15 protein-coding genes and 1 tRNA gene are annotated in these 17,386 nt (G+C 71.1%); 4 read left to right on the top strand and 12 right to left on the bottom strand.

Going from position 1 to position 17,386, the window contains the following annotated elements:
* The first annotated feature begins 101 nt into the window (after nucleotides 1–101).
* The 3 genes from ACFV2J_RS23940 (at nucleotide 102) to ACFV2J_RS23930 (ending at nucleotide 4,363) form a co-directional block, all read left to right on the top strand.
* Nucleotides 102–175: transfer RNA gene (locus ACFV2J_RS23940), tRNA-Lys, on the top strand.
* 400 nt (nucleotides 176–575) lie between these two features.
* Nucleotides 576–2,432, top strand: coding sequence for a glycosyltransferase family 2 protein (locus ACFV2J_RS23935; protein ID WP_385095216.1), 1,857 nt, complete (start codon nucleotides 576–578; stop codon nucleotides 2,430–2,432).
* On the top strand, nucleotides 2,429–4,363 hold the full coding sequence (locus ACFV2J_RS23930) for a galactose oxidase-like domain-containing protein (protein ID WP_385095218.1): 1,935 nt from the start codon (nucleotides 2,429–2,431) through the stop codon (nucleotides 4,361–4,363). Before ACFV2J_RS23935 ends, ACFV2J_RS23930 begins: the two co-directional genes overlap by 4 nt.
* A 49-nt stretch (nucleotides 4,364–4,412) precedes the next feature.
* Here ACFV2J_RS23930 and ACFV2J_RS23925 read toward each other — a convergent pair whose 3' ends face one another.
* A complete protein-coding gene (locus ACFV2J_RS23925; protein ID WP_385087978.1) occupies nucleotides 4,413–5,432 on the bottom strand; it encodes a glycoside hydrolase family 6 protein in 1,020 nt (339 codons plus the stop codon).
* A gap of 209 nt (nucleotides 5,433–5,641) precedes the next feature.
* Here ACFV2J_RS23925 and ACFV2J_RS23920 point away from each other — a divergent pair, with 209 nt between their 5' ends.
* Nucleotides 5,642–6,523: an ANTAR domain-containing protein gene (locus ACFV2J_RS23920; RefSeq protein ID WP_385087953.1), complete on the top strand. Its 882-nt coding sequence runs from the start codon at nucleotides 5,642–5,644 to the stop codon at nucleotides 6,521–6,523.
* Nucleotides 6,524–6,797: 274 nt separating this feature from the next.
* On the opposite strand, the gene ACFV2J_RS23915 is transcribed toward ACFV2J_RS23920, so the two are convergent.
* From ACFV2J_RS23915 to ACFV2J_RS23865, 11 genes are all read right to left on the bottom strand, one after another.
* Nucleotides 6,798–7,463: a class F sortase gene (locus tag ACFV2J_RS23915; protein ID WP_385087955.1), complete on the bottom strand. Its 666-nt coding sequence runs from the start codon at nucleotides 7,461–7,463 to the stop codon at nucleotides 6,798–6,800.
* Between the two features lies 1 nt (nucleotide 7,464).
* The gene (locus tag ACFV2J_RS23910) at nucleotides 7,465–8,097 is read right to left on the bottom strand and encodes a hypothetical protein (protein WP_385087957.1); all 633 of its coding nucleotides are present in this window, start codon (nucleotides 8,095–8,097) and stop codon (nucleotides 7,465–7,467) included.
* Between the two features lie 91 nt (nucleotides 8,098–8,188).
* Entirely contained in the window at nucleotides 8,189–8,968 is a 780-nt protein-coding gene (locus ACFV2J_RS23905) for an HAD-IIA family hydrolase (protein WP_385087959.1), read from the bottom strand.
* 111 nt (nucleotides 8,969–9,079) lie between these two features.
* Nucleotides 9,080–10,561: an alkaline phosphatase family protein gene (locus ACFV2J_RS23900; protein WP_385440477.1), complete on the bottom strand. Its 1,482-nt coding sequence runs from the start codon at nucleotides 10,559–10,561 to the stop codon at nucleotides 9,080–9,082.
* Nucleotides 10,562–10,774: 213 nt separating this feature from the next.
* Nucleotides 10,775–11,857, bottom strand: a complete 1,083-nt coding sequence (locus ACFV2J_RS23895) for a 2-aminoethylphosphonate ABC transporter substrate-binding protein (protein WP_385087961.1) — start codon at nucleotides 11,855–11,857, stop codon at nucleotides 10,775–10,777.
* 64 nt (nucleotides 11,858–11,921) lie between these two features.
* Nucleotides 11,922–12,719 (bottom strand): ABC transporter permease, encoded by a 798-nt coding sequence (locus ACFV2J_RS23890; RefSeq protein ID WP_385087963.1) that lies wholly within the window; start codon nucleotides 12,717–12,719, stop codon nucleotides 11,922–11,924.
* Nucleotides 12,706–13,578, bottom strand: a complete 873-nt coding sequence (locus ACFV2J_RS23885; protein WP_385087965.1) for a 2-aminoethylphosphonate ABC transporter permease subunit — start codon at nucleotides 13,576–13,578, stop codon at nucleotides 12,706–12,708. The genes ACFV2J_RS23890 and ACFV2J_RS23885 overlap by 14 nt, the downstream gene beginning before the upstream one ends.
* Nucleotides 13,571–14,626, bottom strand: a complete 1,056-nt coding sequence (locus ACFV2J_RS23880) for an ABC transporter ATP-binding protein (RefSeq protein WP_385087967.1) — start codon at nucleotides 14,624–14,626, stop codon at nucleotides 13,571–13,573. The genes ACFV2J_RS23885 and ACFV2J_RS23880 overlap by 8 nt, the downstream gene beginning before the upstream one ends.
* Nucleotides 14,623–15,333: an HAD family hydrolase gene (locus ACFV2J_RS23875; protein WP_385440452.1), complete on the bottom strand. Its 711-nt coding sequence runs from the start codon at nucleotides 15,331–15,333 to the stop codon at nucleotides 14,623–14,625. Before ACFV2J_RS23875 ends, ACFV2J_RS23880 begins: the two co-directional genes overlap by 4 nt.
* A gap of 17 nt (nucleotides 15,334–15,350) precedes the next feature.
* Nucleotides 15,351–16,475 carry a TIGR03364 family FAD-dependent oxidoreductase gene (locus ACFV2J_RS23870; protein WP_385087971.1) on the bottom strand — a complete coding sequence of 375 codons (1,125 nt, stop codon included), beginning with the start codon at nucleotides 16,473–16,475 and terminating at the stop codon, nucleotides 15,351–15,353.
* A 143-nt stretch (nucleotides 16,476–16,618) separates the two neighbouring features.
* Nucleotides 16,619–17,377, bottom strand: a complete 759-nt coding sequence (locus tag ACFV2J_RS23865) for a GntR family transcriptional regulator (RefSeq protein ID WP_385087973.1) — start codon at nucleotides 17,375–17,377, stop codon at nucleotides 16,619–16,621.
* Between the last annotated feature and the right edge of the window lie 9 nt (nucleotides 17,378–17,386).

The following is a 17,386-nucleotide window of genomic DNA, read 5'->3' as shown; positions in this document are numbered from 1 at the left end:
TTGACGGTCCGAATGATGTACGGGGCCGCCCGCGGGCGGAGGGGCGCCGCATCACGGTCGGGAGCACCCGTTCGCATCGGGTAGAGTTCTCGGGTCAGCAGGCGCCGCTAGCTCAGTTGGTTAGAGCAGCTGACTCTTAATCAGCGGGTCCGGGGTTCGAGTCCCTGGCGGCGCACCGACAGAAGGGCCCCTCGCCACCGGCGAGGGGCCCTTCGTCGTACGGAGACATCCCATCTTCGCACAGACGTCCCAATTAGAGCGTATGACCGGTTAACAGCGCGTTTCGCACCTTGCGATCATGGCGGGCGCCATAGAACCCTGTGCGTCAAGGGACTGCCGGCACACGGCAGTTGGGGGATGACCGGTTGCGTCCGTGCGGGGTTGGGGGCCTCGCTCACGAACGGGTGCCGAGGGGGCGCCGGGCAACCGGGCGGCCGCGTTTCCGTGGTCTTCGCAGGTGTGGACGGAGCGGTGACGCTGCCTGCCAGCACGCGTCCGTGCCGGTCCAGGGGGACCGGGCGGGCGACAAGAACCGACGAACACGCACCCGACCGTGCGTGTGGGGGGAATGACTCATGACGTCGACGCCGACAGGCGCCCGACAGGACTTCGACGCGTCCGAGACGACCCGGCTCAGAGTGCCGGCGCAGCGGACCGGCGGCCACGGCAGGATCGGACAGACCCTGCCGAGATACGACTACGAGCACTACAGCAGGCTCGCGGGGCCCCTCACACGGCCCGATCCGAACAAGCCGTACAAGGTGCAGTACCGCTCCCTGCTGTCCCAGGAGCCGCACCGCGTACGGGCCGCCCTCATGCTGGGCGCGGCGCCACTGCTCTCGCTGGTCCTGCTCGGCTGGCTGCTCCAGCCGGAGCACTGGACCGAACGCGACTACCCGGCGCACGACTTCCTGCCGGTCCTCGACACCGTGATGCTCGTCTCGATCGGCCTGATCGAGTTCTTCCGGTGCATGAACGTGGTCTCGAACGCACACGCGACCCTGGTCGCCCGCGACCCGGTCCCGGTGGTGCCCGAGACCGGCACCAGAGTGGCCTTCCTCACCTCCTTCGTGCCCGGCAAGGAACCGCTCGCGATGGTGACCAGGACCCTGGAAGCGGCCGTCCGGCTGCGCCACCGGGGCCTTCTGCACGTCTGGCTCCTCGACGAGGGCGACGACCCCGGGGTGAAGGAGGTCTGCGAGCGCCTCGGGGTGCACCACTTCTCCCGCAAGGGCGTCGCGAAGTGGAACCAGGCCAAGGGGCCGCACCGCGCCAGGACCAAGCACGGCAACTACAACGCCTGGCTGGAGGCGCACGGCGACGCGTACGACTTCTTCGCCTCCGTCGACACCGACCACGTGCCGCTGCCCAACTACCTGGAGCGCATGCTCGGCTTCTTCCGCGATCCGGACATCGGCTTCGTGATCGGCCCGCAGGTGTACGGCAACTACGACAACCCCATCACCAAGGCCGCCGAGTCCCAGCAGTTCCTCTTCCACGCGCTGATCCAGCGGGCCGGCAACCGCTACGGCGCCCCGATGTTCGTGGGCACCTCCAACGCCGTACGCATCAGGGCACTGAAACAGATCGGCGGTCTGTACGACTCGATCACCGAGGACATGGCGACCGGCTTCGAGATGCACCGCCACCGGAATCCGGTCACGGGGCGCAAGTGGCGCTCGGTCTACACCCCGGACGTGCTCGCGGTCGGCGAGGGCCCGAACGCCTGGACGGACTTCTTCACCCAGCAGCTGCGCTGGTCACGGGGTACCTACGAGACGATCCTGAAGCAGTACTGGAAGGGCTTCTTCTCACTGCCGCCGAGCAAGCTCTTCAACTACACCATGATGATCATCTTCTACCCGATGTCGGCCCTCAACTGGATCCTCGCGGCGCTGAGTTGCGCGCTGTTCCTGGGCCTGGGCGCCTCGGGCGTGAACATCGACCCGACGGTCTGGCTGATGCTGTACGGCAACGCCTCCGCACTGCAGATCGGTCTGTACGTGTGGAACCGCCGGCACAACGTCTCCCCGCACGAGCCCGAGGGCTCCGGCGGCGTGGCGGGCATGATCATGTCGGCGCTCTCCGCGCCGGTCTACGCCCGCTCCCTGATGGACGCCGTGCTGCGCCGCAGGAGCAGGTTCGTGGTGACCCCGAAGGGGGATTCGGCGAGCCCGGACACACTGTTCGGGACCTTCCGGATCCACCTGTTCTTCATTCTGGTCTTCGCCGGCTCGATCGCCGCCGGACTCCTGCTCGGGCACTCCCACCCCGCGATGATCACCTGGGCCTGCTTCGCCCTGCTGATCACGGCCTCGCCGGTCCTCGCCTGGCAGTGGACCCTGCGCCAGGACAGGAGGAAGCCCCCGGTTCCGCCCGGGCGGACCGCTCCCCCGCCCGCGCGGATGCCTCTCGGGGGACGTGAGAAATGAACGACGGTGCCCGCCGCCGCGCCCGTCGTCTCGCGATGGGCGGGGTTCTGGTGCTCGCCCTGGCCGGGATGAACGGGCCGTGGGTCTATCGCTTCGGTACGGAGAGATACCACCAGTACACGATCAACAAGCCGGAGTACAAAGCCGAGAACGGCCACTGGGACATCGTCCGGTTCCCCCAGCGGTACCGCCTGAACACCATCCACGCCGCCCTGCTGCACACCGGCAAGGTCCTGCTGGTCGCGGGTTCGGGCAACAACCAGGACAACTTCGACGCGAAGAAGTTCGACACCCGGCTCTGGGATCCGGCCGAGGGGACCGTCAAGGCGATCCCGACACCGGCCGACCTGTTCTGCACGGGCCACACCCAGCTCGCCGACGGCAGTCTGCTGATCGCCGGCGGCACCAAGCGCTACGAGACGCTGAAGGGCGACGTCACCAAGGCCGGCGGCCTGATGGTCGTCCACAACGAGAACCCCGACAGACCGGTCACGCTGCCCGCGGGCACCCGGTTCACCGGCAAGGAGAACGGCAGGACGTTCGTCTCCAAGGACCCGGTGCTCGTCCCGCGCGCCAAGAAGGTCTTCGACCGGGCGACCGGCGCGTTCCTGCGCAACGATCCGGGCCTGGGCCGTATCTACGTCGAGGCGCAGAAGAGCGGCCGTAGGTACGAGACGGGCACCCAGGACAACTACCGCGTCCGGGGCCTGACGGGCCCGGACGCGCGCAACACGTACGGCATCGCCCAGAAACTCGCCCTGGACAAGAAGGACTTCCAGGGCATCAGGGACGCGTTCGAGTTCGATCCGGTCGCCGAGCGGTACGTCAAGGTCGACCCGATGAACGAGGCCCGCTGGTACCCGACCCTGACCACCATGAGCGACGGCAAGGTCCTCAGCCTCTCCGGCCTGGACGAGATCGGCCAGCTGGTCCCCGGCAAGAACGAGGTCTTCGACCCGAAGACCAGGAAGTGGATGTACACCAAGGGCATCCGTCAGTTCCCGACCTATCCGGCGATCAGCCTGATGCAGAACGGCAAGATGTTCTACTCGGGCTCGAACGCGGGCTACGGGCCGGACGACGTGGGCCGCGCCCCCGGTGTCTGGGACGTGGCGACCAACAGGTTCACCGAACTGCCCGGCCTGAGCGATCCCACCCTGATGGAGACCTCCGGCACGGTACTGCTGCCGCCCGCGCAGGACGAGAAGTACCTGGTGATCGGCGGCGGCGGAGTCGGCGAGTCCAGGCTCTCCAGCAGGAGGACCCGGCTCATCGACCTCAAGGACAGGAACCCGAGGTTCGTGGACGGCCCCGACCTGGAGAAGGGCACCCGCTATCCGCAGTCCTCGATCCTGCCCGACGACACCGTCCTGGTGTCCGGCGGCTCCGAGGACTACCGCGGGCGCGGCGCCTCCGACATCCTCCAGGCGCGGATCTACGACCCCCGCGACAACACCTTCGACCGGGTCGCCGACCCCCTGGTGGGCCGCAACTACCACTCGGGGTCGATCCTGCTGCCCGACGGCCGGGTGATGTTCTTCGGCTCCAACCCGCTCTACGCGGACAAGGCCGACACCAAGCCCGCCACGTTCGAGCAGCGCATCGAGATCTACACGCCGCCGTACCTCTACCGCGGCTCCCGGCCCGCTCTGGCCGGCGGCCCCGAGACCGTCGCGCGCGGCGGCTCGGCGACCTTCGCCACGGCGCACGCCTCGTCCATCAGGACGGCCCGCCTGATCCGGCCGAGCGCGTCCACCCATGTCACCGACGTCGACCAGCGCTCCATCGCGCTGGACCTCAGGAAGACGGCGAAAGGGATCACGGTGACCGTGCCGAAGAACCGGAACCTCGTGGAGTCCGGCTGGTACATGCTGTTCGTGACGGACGACCAGGGAACGCCGTCCAAGGCCCGGTGGATCAGGGTTCCCTGATCCACCGGTTCCCGCCCCCGGTCACGTACCGGCCGCTACTCGGAGGCCTTCACCCGGAGGCCTTCGCCAGGTCGAGCGCGTACGCGGGCCACCAGTCGCCCGCCTTCGGGCCCCCCTTGCAGGTGCCGTCCGACTCGCCGGGCCGCTTCACCCACAGATAGGCGTCGACCAGCGGATCGGCGGTCTTCGTCGTCGGGCTCTCGCCCAGCGCGCGTCCCGGTGGATTGCACCAGTTCTCGTCGGCCCTGCCCGCCGTGTACGGCCCGTTGCCGTTGCGGCTGGTGTCGACGACGAAGTGCTTGCCGCCGACCTTCGCGGACAGCCGCCTGCCGTACGCGACGGAGTCCCGGGTCGAGTAGAAGTTGGAGACGTTCACCGCGAAGCCGTCGGCCAGCTCGACGCCCGCCCGTTCGAGCGGCTGGAAGATCTGGTCGGGGTGGCCCCAGCCCGCGTTGCCCGCGTCCAGGTACACCTTCGTGTTCTTCAGGGACTTGAGCCTGGTGACGGCCTCCTTCAGAAGGAAGTAGCGCTCCTCCCGCAGCCCGGCCGGAGTGCACCGGTCGACCAGGTGCAGGATCGCGTCCGGCTCCAGGACCACCGTGGCGGGACGGTCACCGATCCCCCGGGCCACGCCGTCGATCCAGCTCCGGTAGGTGTCGCCGTCGGCGGCACCACCCCGCGAGAACTGACCGCAGTCGCGGTGCGGGATGTTGTAGAGGACCAGTACGGCGGTCCGGCCCGCCCGCTGGGCGGCCTGGGTGAAGCCGCGCGCCTCCCGCTCCGGGTTCTCCGGCCCGATCCACTCGCCGGTCGGCCGCTCGGCTATCTTGCGGATCTGCTCGGCGTCGTCCTTCCTGCCCGCCTTGACGTACGCGGTGACCTGCGCGGCCGCGCTGCCCGCCGGGTTGACCCAGAACGGGCCGGGATTCCCGGGCTGTCGGATGCTCCTGGGTCCCGTGCCGTCGCTCCCGTCCCCGCCGCCCCCCGCGGAGGAACACCCCGCCAGCAGCAGAACCGCCCCCATCACCGCCACGGACGCCCGAGCCCCGGCCCCCTTGCCGCCGTACATGCAACTCCCCCTCGGGTGCAGTGCGTTGAGGGTCAATCGTGACATAGGTGTCTCCTCGCCCACGAGGTCGTCCGAGCCCTGTCGGAGACCTGTTACAGGCCCGGACGCGGTGGGTAGGCGCCGCTGAACGGGACCCGGCACGGCGGGACCGCACCGACCGGGACGACAGGGGAACGGGGGCCGACGACGACGGGATCGGGGTACGGGAGATGCATCAGAGCACCCGGGAGGAACGGCTCGCGGCGGCGCTGCTGGAAGCCGCGGACACCCTCTCCGACAGCTTCGACACCGGGCACTATCTACAGCGTCTGTCCGACCACTGCGTGGAGATCGTCGGCGCGCACTCCGCCGGCATCATGCTGGTCGCGGGCGGCGAGAAGGTCTCGTTCGCGGGCAGCAGCCGCCGCCAGGACATCGCGCTGGACCTGATGGCCGTCCAGGCGGCCCCGGAACACGGCGGCCCCTGCCGGGACAGTTACGGCACGGGCAGGCCCGTCCCGCACGTCCCGATCGGCGCCGCCCGGACCGCCGCCCGCTGGCCGGACTTCACCCGGCGGGCGCTGCGCCACGGCATCGCCGCGACCTTCGCGGTCCCGCTGCGCCGCCGCGAGACCCTGCTCGGCGCGCTCAACGTGTTCGTACCCCCGCCGCCCGGCCGTGCGCGGCCGCCCCGTCCGAAGGAGCCGCCCGGCGACGAGGAGAGCGTACGGCTCGCGCTGCTCCTCGCCGAGGCGGCGGCCGCCGGGCTGCACAACCAGCGGCTGCACGCGGAGTACCGCACGCTGGCCGGGCGGTTGCAGTCGGCGCTCTCCCGCCGCGTCCGCGTCGAGCAAGCCACGGGCATGCTCGCCGAGCGCTGGGACACCGGTGTGGACCAGGCCTTCCCGGCGCTGCGCCGGTACGCGCTCCGGCACCGGTTGCCGCTCGGCGAGGCCGCGGCGCGGGTCCTGGACGGCTCGCTGGACCGGGACGGCCTGGACGGTGAACGGCCCCGGCCCGCGGCGGCGTTCACCGGGCGGCCCGGAAGCCGCCGTCACCTGGGCGGATCACACAGTGCCACCGGCCGTCGACCGGCGTCCGACAGCCCCTAGGCCGGAACGCCCATCGGCTCTAGAGTTGCCTCGAACGCCACCGGCCCCGGCCGGTCGCGCCATGCCGGCCGTCCCGATCACCGAGCTTCTCCCCCGTGGTTCGCGATGTCCGGAATGGACTCAGAACCTCCCGCGCCGTCGCCGGGTTACTCCCGCAGCCCGTGCGTGCGCGGTCGAGGACCAGTCCGGTCGGTGGCCCCGGGGGGAGCGGGCCGCCGGCCGGGCCAGGTGTGCCCGGCCCCCGGGTCTTCGCGTACGGGGGCCGGCCCCGGACTCAGAAGCCCTTTCCGGTGAGGTACGCGGACACGACCACGTTCGCGGTGTACGTGCGGCGGGTCCGGTCGAAAGTGCCGCCGCAGGTGACGAGCCTCAGCTCGGCCCGCCCCGACTGTCTCGGTCCGTAGGCCTGTTGGGCGTCGAAGTGGTCGCGCGGGAAGACCGCGACGTCGTCCACGGTGAACTCCGCGACGGTCCCGTCGTCGCGCATCACCCGGATCGTCTGGCCCGGCCGCATCGCGCTGAGCTTGTAGAAGACCGCGGGCCGGGTCTCGGTGTCGACGTGTCCCACGAACAGCGCGGTCCCGGCCGACCCCGGCTGCACTCCGGCGGCGTACCAGCCGACCACGCCCGGCTGTTCGTAGGGCGGCGGATCGATGGCGCCCTGCGTGTCGAGCCCGCGGGCCACGACCGGCGCCCGCACCCCCATCGACGGGATGTCGACGCGCTGCGGCCGCGCCCCGCCGAGCGGCTTCAGCGCGGAGGGCATCCGGACCTCCGGCGGCCGTCCCACCGCCGCGATGTCTCCCGTGGTCGGCGCCGACATCCCCAGCCGTACGTCGGTCACCTCCCGGCCCCACAGCCACAGTCCGATCAGCAACAGCACCCAGGCGACGCCCGTGAGCAGCCGCCCCGTACCCGAGAAACGCTCCCTGTCCGGCATGTCACTCGGAGGTGTCTCGGCCCCGGCGGGCGCTGCGCAGTGCCACGGCCACCGCGGCGACGCCCGCGAGGACGAGGCCGATCACCGCCTGCCGGGTCCCCGGGCCGGTCGCCCGCGCGTCCACGGCCACCGTGTGCGTGCCCTTTCCGTCGGCGCGCGCGGTGCCGCCACCGCCCGCGTGCACCGGGGCGACGGGCGAGGCGGGGACCGGGAGCGACGCGGGGGCGGAGAGCGTGGAGAGCGGTTCCGCCTGCCCACCGACGGTCACGCTGCCCTTGACCTGCCGCCGGCTCTGCCCGCCCTCGCAGGCGACCGTGACGTCGTAGGTGCCGGGCGACAGCGAGGTGCGGACCCGGGTCTCGCCGGTGAGCACGCCGTCCGAGCCCGTGAGCCGCGCGTCCGACACGAACGCGTCGGACGCGGCCGTTCCCGTGCTTCCCGTGCAGCCCTGCGCCCGCAGCCGGATGTCACTGCCGGCCGCGGGGGCCGCGGGCGTCACCGAGACGGCCGCCGCCGCGTCACTTCGGGGAACGGTCGCGTACGCGGCGGGGGTCAGAGCGGTCGCGTACGCGGTGGGAGTCAGTGCGGCGGCCAGGGTCGCACCGGCGCAGAGAGTGAGTTTCCATGAACCCATCGTGAACCTCCAGATATCTGGAGACTCCCCCGACGGGTCCCACGACGCATCCGCTGACGTCCGCGACTACTCCGGACGGGTCACGAATGGTTTAGATCCGGTCGACGAGGTCCGCGATCGAGTCGACGATCCTGGAGGGGCGGAAGGGGTACTTCTCGATCTCGTCCCGCGTGGTGAGACCGGTCAGCACCAGGTAGGTCTCCATCCCCGCCTCCAGTCCGGCCAGCACGTCGGTGTCCATGCGGTCGCCGATCATCGCGCTGGTCTCGGAGTGCGCCCCGATGGCGTTCAGGCCCGTCCGCATCATCAGCGGGTTCGGCTTGCCCGCGAAGTACGGCTGCTTCCCGGTCGCCTTGGTGATCAGCGCGGCGACGGCGCCGGTGGCGGGCAGCGGGCCCTCGGTGGACGGGCCGGTCTCGTCGGGGTTGGTCGCGATGAACCGGGCGCCGCCCCTGATCAGCCGGACCGCCTGCGTCATGGCCTCGAAGGAGTAGGTGCGGGTCTCGCCGAGAACCACGTAGTCCGGCTCGTGGTCGGTCAGGACGTAGCCGATGTCGTGCAGCGCGGTGGTCAGTCCCGCCTCGCCGATGACGTAGGCGGTGCCGCCGGGGCGCTGGGCGTCCAGGAACTTGGCGGTGGCGAGGGCGGAGGTCCAGATGTTCTCCACCGGGACGTCCAGGCCCATGCGGCGCAGCCGGGCGTGCAGGTCACGGGCGGTGTAGATGGAGTTGTTGGTGAGCACCAGGAACGGCTTCCCGGACTCCCGCAGCCTCTTGATGAAGGCGTCGGCGCCGGGGATCGGCACACCCTCGTGGATGAGCACACCGTCCATGTCGGTGAGCCACGACTCGATGGGCTTGCGCTCTGACATCTGCTGGGTCTCCTGCCGTCCTGGCGTTCGTACGCACTGGATCCGGGGGCGCCGGAACGACGCTGTGCCGACGCCCCCCAGCCTAGTCAGGGCCGTACTGTCCCGACCTGGTCAGGCCTGTGCGATCCGCACTCCGTCGATCACCCAGTACCAGTTGTTGCCGCCGGTGTAGCGGAACCGGACGCGGGCCGTGCGCGCACCGGCCGGGACCTGGAGGGTGAGGGTCTCGGTGCGGGAGGGCGCGTCGGCGGTGTACGTCTTCACCGCGACCGGCGCCGCGCCGTCGTAGGAGACGAGCACCTCGCCCTTCTGCGGGGCCTCCTGACGGTAGTACGTGGTGTAGGTGAGCGTGGCCGTGATGCCGCCGGTGACCGGGTAGGCGGGGCTGACCAGGGTCGAGTCGAAGGTGCCCGTCACGCTCTTGTCGTTCCACTCGTCGCCGTCGGCCACCGCGAAGACGTCGCGGGCCCGGACGTTGGACTCGCGCTGCTGGTCGACCTGGGCCGCGGTCCAGAACTCGTCCGTGGTGAAGGACCAGCCGCGCCACTCCGTGACGCCGCCCGTGCCCATCGCGGAGTTGTCGACCGACCAGCCCGCCGGCGGGGTGTGGGTGAAGCCCAGGATGCCCGCGCCGATGCCGGTCTCGTCGACGCGCGTCCCCAACTGGGGTCGCAGCGCGTCGAAGTCGTCGGCCACCGGCTGCTGGAGAGGCCGTCCGTCCAGACCCCAGGCGGGGTCGATCGCGATGCCCAGGTGGGCGAGCGCGGAGGCCGCGACGTCGGGCATCTTGATGTCGTGGCGCACCGATCCGGGCGCCGTCCCGGCCCCGGTCGCGATCATGAAGGTCTGCCGCTCGGGCCGGCTGGAGCCGCCGTGGCCGCCCGCGTCGGTGTGTCCGTGGTCGGCGGTGACCATGATGAGCCAGTCCTCGTTCGGGTACGAGGCACGGCCCTCGACCGCGGCGACCAGTTGTCCGACCTGGGTGTCGACGCCGTGGATGGCGTCCAGGTACTGCTGGCTGGCGGCGCCGTAGCTGTGGCCGGCGTGGTCGACGTTGTCGAGCTGGACGAAGACCGCGTCCGGGTTGCCGCCGCGCAGTGTCGCCACCGCGCGCGAGGTGGTGCCGGTGTCGTACTCGGCGCCGGGGGTGGACACCCGGGTGTCCACCTTCGACGAGAAGACGGTGTCCGTGATCGGCGCCCAGGACGAGACGGCGTACGTGCTCAGGGACGGCTTCGCGGTCTCGATCCGGGTGAGGAAGTCCGGGTACTGGGCGAACTTCTGCCCGGTGAAGTTGTTGTCCTTGACGTTGTGCTTGTCGGGCCAGACGCCGGTGATGATCGTGGACCAGCCGGGGCCGGACAGGGTCGGCGCGAAGGGGTTGGCGTAGATGCTGCTGGGCGCGGTGAGGCCCGCGGCCATCAGGGCGTCGAGGTTCGGGGCGTCGGCGTCCTTGATCCGGTTCAGCAGGGTGCCGTCCAGACCGATGACCAGGACCTTGGGTGTCCTGGCGGCGGCGCGGGCGACGGCGGAGAGCGGCCCGGCGGAGGCCGCGAGGGCGGCCACCGAGACGAGCAGCGAGCGACGGGACATGCGTGACGACACGTGGTCCTCCGGTGAGGGCTGTGGGGCACGGATGAGGGGGTGAAGGAGATGGGGGGTGGGGGCGAAGGCGAACGGCCGGCCGGGCGGACGCGTTCGTACAGCGCTTCGGACGGCGCTTCGAGCAGCGCTTCGGGCATGGCAGCGCCCCCGGTGGTTCCAGGGGCGTTGCGGGGTGGGGCGTGGAGCGTGGGGCCCGGGGTGTCAGCTGCCCGTGGCCGACTTCCAGTCGTCGACGTACGACGTGAGGTTCTTGTCGATGTCGGCCCAGTCCGGCGCGAAGACCTCGACCCCGTCCATGAGCTTGGTCAGGGCGATGGCGTTGGCGTCGGTGGCCTTGACGTCCCCCCGCGCCGAGAAGCCGCCGCCGATCTCGCTGACCTGCTGCTGCGCCTTGGCGGAGAGCATGAAGTCGAGGAGCTTCTTGCCGTTCTCGCCGTGCGGCGCCTTGGTGACGAGGGCCCCGGCGTAGGGGAGCGCGAAGGTGGTGGGCTTGCCGGCGGCGTCGGCGGCCTTGTCGGTGGCCTGCGGGAACCAGATGCCGAGGTTCGGCATGTCCTTGGACTGCGCGTAGTTCATCTGGACGTCGCCGTTGGCGACCAGCAGTTCGCCCTTGTCGACCTTGGGGGCGAGCTTGCCGGTGGAGGCGGACGGGCCGACGTTGTTGGCCTGGAGCTTCTTCAGGTAGGCGAGCGCCGCGTCCTTGCCGCCGAAGTCGTGGATCGCCTTGATGAGCACGGCGGTTCCGTCACCGGCGACACCCGGGGTGGAGTACTGGAGCTTGTTCTTGTACGCCGCGTCGAGCAGCTGGTCCCAGCTGGTGGGCGCCTGCTTCAGCTCCTTCTTGTTGTAGACGAAGCCGAAGTAGTTGTTGACGACGGAGGTCCAGGTGCCGTCGGTGGCCTTGTCGGCGCCGTCGACCTGGTCGGAGCCCTTCGGGGCGTACTTCTGGAGCAGTCCCTTGCCGTCGGCCTGCTGGATGAACGGCGGGAGGGTGACGAGGACGTCGGCCTGCGGGTTGGTCTTCTCGCGCACGGCGCGCTGGACCACCTCGCCCGAGCCGCCCTCCACGTACTTGACCTTGATCCCGGTCTGCTTCTCGAAGTCCTTGAAGACCTGGTCGTACCAGCCGTCGCCGTTCTCGCCCTTGAGGCCGTCGGCGCTGTAGACGGTGACGACCTTGGCGTCCGAGGCGGCGGAGTCGCCACCGCAGGCGGTGAGGGTGGAGGCGAGGGCGAGGCTGCCGACGACGGCGGCGACCGACTTGAGGTGCGTGTTTCTGGGCATGGCGAGATGAACTCCTTGCGTGGCGGGGCGGATCGGTGACGAACTGGATCGGTGGATCGGCCGGTCAGCGGTAGGTCGCCCTGGTCCGGATCCGGGAGACGGCGAACAGGACGAGCACGGTGGCGGTCATGAGGACCACGGCGAGCGCGGAACCGGTGAAGAGGGCACCGCGGTCCGTGGCGGCGTAGATCTGGACGGGAAGCGGCGTCCAGTCCGGCGGGTAGAGCATCATGGTGGCGCTCAACTCGCCCATGGACAGGGCGAAGCAGAGGCCGGCCGCGGCGGTCAGCGAGGGCAGCAGCAGCGGCAGCCGCACCCGCCACAGCACGTACGAGGGCCGGGCGCCGAGCGAGGCGGCCGCCTGTTCGTACGCCGGGTCGAGACGCACGATCGCGGCCGACACCGACTGGTAGGCGAACGCCGTGACAAGAACGGCGTGCGCGAGGATGACGATCCACCGGGTGCCGTTGAGCAGCACCGGCGGCTTGGAGAAGGCGACGAGGACCGCCAGGCCGACGACGACCGAGGGCACGGCGACCGGCAGCATGAACAGCGCGTCGAGGACGCGGGCGCCCCGTCTCCTGAGGGCGTGCGCGGCGAGCGCCGCCCAGGTGCCGACGACCAGCGCGAGGACGCTCGCGGTGAGCGCCGTGACCAGGCTGGTGGTCAGGGCCTGGAGCGACTCGCCGCGGGTGGCGGCCGTGTAGTGCCCGGTCGTGAAGCCGGACGGGAGGGCGCTCGACCAGTTGGTGGCGAAGGAGGCGGCCAGGACGACGAGGAGCGGCAGGGCGAACAGGGGCACGAAGAGCAGGAAGAACACGGTCCAGGTGGCCCACTTCCCCTTGCGGCTATGCACCAGCACGACGGCTCACCACCCGGTACAGGCCGTAGAGGCCCACGGAGATCAGGACGTTGATGACGGCGACGACACAGGCGCCCGGGTAGTCGGACTCCAGGATCGCCTTGCTGTAGACGAGCATCGGCAGGGTCGTGACCCCCTTCGCGCCGGTGAACAGCACGATCCCGAACTCGTTGAGGCACAGCACCAGGACGAGGCTGCCGCCGGCCGCGAGCGCGGGCAGTGCCTCGGGCAGGATCACCTGCCGCACGACCCGCGCGGGCCGCGCCCCGAGCGAGGACGCCACCTCCAGCTGGGCGGTCTCGATGTTCGAGAACGCGGCGAGCAGGGGCCGCATCACGAACGGGGTGAAGTAGGTGATCTCGGCGAGCAGCACGCCCCACGGTGTGGTGAGGAACTGGAACGGCCCCTCGGCGGCCCCGGTCGCGTCCGTCCACAGCCCGTTGGCGATGCCCACGCTGCCGTAGAGGAACAGCAGGGCGAGCGTGATGAGGAAGGACGGGAAGGACAGGAAGACGTCGATGAACCGGGCGACGGCCTTCCCGCCGGGGAACGGCACGAACGCGATGACCAGCGCGAGCGCGAAGCCGAGGACGAGACACCCGGCCGTCGAGCCGACCGCCAGCCACACGGTGGTGCCGAGCGCCTCACGGAAGGCGGTGGACGCGAACACGTCGCCGTACGCCTGCGCCGAGGTGCCTCCCGTGTCCGGCCGGAAGGACTGCTGGACGACGAGGGCGAGGGGGTAGAGGAAGACGAGGCCGAGGACGGCGACGGGCGGCAGGGCCCAGGCCCACGGCGGTATCCGCCGGCGGGACCCGGTGGGCGCCGTCGCGGGAGCGGCCGCCACGGCGCTAGCCATCCGAGGTCACCCCCGCCGACAGCAGTACGGCGTCGTCGGGCGCGAAGTGCAGCGTCACCGGGTCACCGTGGACGGGGGGTTCGCGCAGCTCGCGGAGGTCCGCCATCACCCGGTGGCCCGCCACGTCGACGTACAGCCGGTGGGTGGAGCCGCGCCACTGCACCTCGCTGACGGTCCCGGCCACCTGGTTGGGTCCGGGGCCGAGGCCCACGAGGTGGGGCCGTACGCACAGGGTCGCCGAGGCGCCGGGCGCTGCGTCCGCGGTGTCGACCTTCAGCTCGGTCCCGGCGAGGGAGACGGTCCCGGACCCGACGGTCACGGGCAGCAGGTTGGCGTTGCCCACGAAGGACGCCGTGAACTCGGTCCGCGGCGACCGGTACAGCTCCCGCGGTGTCCCGCAGTCCCGCAGCCGCGCCCGGTCCATGACCGCGATCCGGTCGGCCAGGGTGAGCGCCTCGACCTGGTCGTGGGTGACGTACAGGATCGACACGTCCGGCAGGTCACGGTGGAGCCGGGCGAGTTCGGCGAGCATTCCGGAGCGCAGCTGCGCGTCGAGGGCGGACAGCGGCTCGTCGAGGAGGAGCACGCCGGGCCGGATGGCGAGCGCCCGCGCGATGGCGACGCGCTGCTGCTGTCCGCCGGACAGTTCACGGGGATGGCGCCGGGCGTAGGCCGCCATCCCGGTCATCTCCAGCGCCTCGGCGACCCGTCCGCGGATCTCGCTCCTGGCGACCTTCTGCGCCTTGAGCCCGAAGGCGACGTTGTCCTCGACGCGCAGGTGCGGGAAGAGCGCGTACTGCTGCACCACCATGCCGATGCCACGCCGGTAGGGCGGCAGGTCGGTCACGTCCCGGTCGCCGATGAACACCCGCCCGGAGGCGGGCCGCACGAACCCGGCGACGGCCCGCAGCGCGGTGGTCTTCCCGGATCCGGAGGGGCCGAGCAGGGCCATGACCTCGCCGGGCTCGACGGTCAGGTCGAGGGCGTCGAGGACCGTGGTGCCGTCGTAGGCGACGGACACCCGGTCGAAGCGGATTCCGCTGGTCATCGCCGGTCCCCGCCGGGCCGGTCGGATCCGAGGAGCAGGGCGGGCAGTTCGGCCACGGAGCCGAGCACGTGCCCGGCTCCGGCGGCGCGCAGCGCCGCGTCGTCGTGCGCGCCGGTCAGCACGCCGGCGACCAGGCCGGCGCCGGCGCGTACCCCGCTGAGCATGTCGTACGAGGTGTCGCCCACGACCGCGATCTGCTGGACGCCGTCGGCGGCCCCGGTCCGCAGGAAGGCCTCCAGGACCATGTCGGGGTACGGGCGTCCCCGGCCTCCCGCGTCCGCCGGGCACAGCGTGAGCGGTACCAGGTCCTGCCAGCCCAGGGCGTCGAGGATCGCGTCCTGGGTGACACGGGCGAACCCGGTGCTCAGCACGACGGTCCGCCCGGACCCGGTGAGCGCCTCGATCGCCTCGCGCGCTCCGGCGACCGGCGCGATGTGCCCGCCGTCGACGAGTTCCCCGTACGCCTTCTCGAAGGCGGAGTTGGCCCGCTGGGCGAGGGGTTCCTCGCCGAACAGGTGCCGGAAGACGGAGATCTTGGACTCGCCCATGGTGGCCCGGACGTAGTCCAGCTTCTCGGCGTGGTCCGCGGATCCGGGCTCGACGCCCAGCTCCCCGGCGGCCACCGCGAAGGCCCGCTCCACCAGGCCGCCGTCGGCGACGGTGGTGCCGGCCATGTCGAGGACGACGAGCCGTGTGTCCGTGATCATTTTCCTCATCCTCTCTTTCACCATCCCAGTTCGTCGGCAGTGGTCTCGGCGATCGCCGGTGAACAGGTCATTCCGCGCCCGCCGGGCCCGGTGACCAGCCACACCCCGTCCCGCACCCGCTGCCGGTGCACGACCCGGCTGGTGTCCGTGCACTGCGCGTACACCCCGGCCCAGCGGCGCCGGATCTTCGGCAGCGGGCGTCCGAGGAAGGACTCGACGACCTCGGTGAGGTGGTCGTAGGGGTCTTCGAGGGTGTCGAAGGCGAAGGGGTGTTCGTACTCGTGGGTGTCGCCGATGGTCAGTCCGCCGTCCGCGCGCTGCACCATGAGCAGCTGCATCCGGTGCTCGGCGGCGGTCGGGACCTGGGGCTGGAGCGTGTTGAGCTCGTCCAGGGCGGGGCTGCGGTAGGCGGGGTAGTACCGGAAGCTGTCGGCGTCCGCGACCGAGGTCGTGAGCGGCTCGCCGAGCGGGTCTGTCTGCATCATCTGCAGCCGTACGCGCCGCACGGGCAGCTCGGGACCGGCCAGTTCCCGTACGAGACCGCCGAGCCAGGCGCCCGTGCACAGCACGACGACGTCACCGGTGTGCACGTCCCCGTGGTCGTCGCGCACGGCGTGCTCTCCGATCACGTCCCGGACCTCGCGCCCCGGCAGGAAGGTGTAGCCGGGGGACCGCGACAGCTGTTCGCGCAGGGCGAGCTGGGCGGTGCGGGGCTCGACGGCGGCGTCGCGCTCGCAGTACAGGGCGGCGTCGAACGTCCCCCGCAGGGCCGGGTTCACCGCGCGCGCCTCGTCGGGCGTGAACAGCTTGTAGCCACGGGCGGCGGCGTCGTCACGGGCCAGGGCGGCCTCGGCGACGGCGAGCTCGCGCTCCCCGCGCAGGGGGGTCAGCGACCCGTTGGCCCGGAAGCCGAGACCGGGCACGCGCGCCCCGATCGACTCCCACAGCTCCCGCGCCCGCAGTGCGGTCTCGAGTTCCTCTCCTCCGGCGCGACCGCTCACCCAGATCTGCCCGAAATTGCGCAGCGAGGCCCCACGGGCCTCCGCCTCGCGCTCGATCTGGACGACCTCGTGGCCGCGCTCCACTGCGTGCCAGGCATGCAGGGTGCCCACCACTCCGGCTCCGACAACTATCACTCTCACGACGGCAACGCTCCTCGGTACGGGGGAATCGGAAGGGTCCGGACTGCAACCAGATGGTGAACTGCCCATCACGTTTGGGCTAGACCCGTTATTCGGTCGTTATAAAAAGAGGCGGGCCGGAGCCCGCCCGAACATGGCTCGAATCATCCCCCCAGGTGGGCCGTGAAGGAGAAGCGGTCCCCCCGGTACAGCGTCCGCACCCGCTCCAGCGGCCGCCGCTCCGTGTCCCGCGAGACACGGTGGATCAGGATCATCGGCAGGGCCGGCGGCGTACCGATGAGCAGCGCCTCGCGCGGGGTGGCCAGCACGGTCTCGATGCGTTCGTCCGCGTCGCCGAACGCGATCCCGAGCCGGTCGTGGAGGTACGCGTAGAAGGACGAGTCCGGGACGAAGTCGCGGTCGAGGTGCGGTACGCGCGCCACGGCGACGTAGGTGCTCTCCAGTCCGACCCGCTCGTCGTCCGCGAGCAGCACCCGCTCCATGTGCCAGACGGGCTCGCCACGGGTCAGCCCGGCCTCCGCGGCGAGGATCTCGGAGCAGGGGAAACGATCGAGGCTGATCAGCGTACGGCCGGGGGTGCGCCCCTGCCGCCGGACGCCCTCGGTGTAGCTCGCGAGGGAGAGCGGCTGCTCCAGTTTCGGCCCCGCGACGACCGTCCCGCGCCCCTGCCGCCGCAGCTTCCCTTCGAGCAGCAGCTCGCGCAGGGCCTGGCGTACGGTCTCGCGGGCGACCTCGTACTGTTCGGCGAGGTCCCGCTCGGTCGGCAGGAGGCCGCCCTCGCCCAACTCCTCGATCAGCAGGGCGATGTGCGCCTTCACCGCGTAGTACTTGGGGATGCGGCCGTGCTCCGGGATGCCGGAGCGGACGGGGGCGCCGGGGGCCTGGTCGTTCGGGTAGTCCACGGGTGGGAT

The sequence above is a fragment of the Streptomyces sp. NPDC059668 genome (assembly GCF_042734135.1).
Taxonomy (GTDB): Bacteria; Actinomycetota; Actinomycetes; order Streptomycetales; family Streptomycetaceae; genus Streptomyces.
The sequence above is the reverse complement of the archived record's forward strand: the minus strand, read 5'-3'. Positions and strand labels throughout refer to the sequence as shown.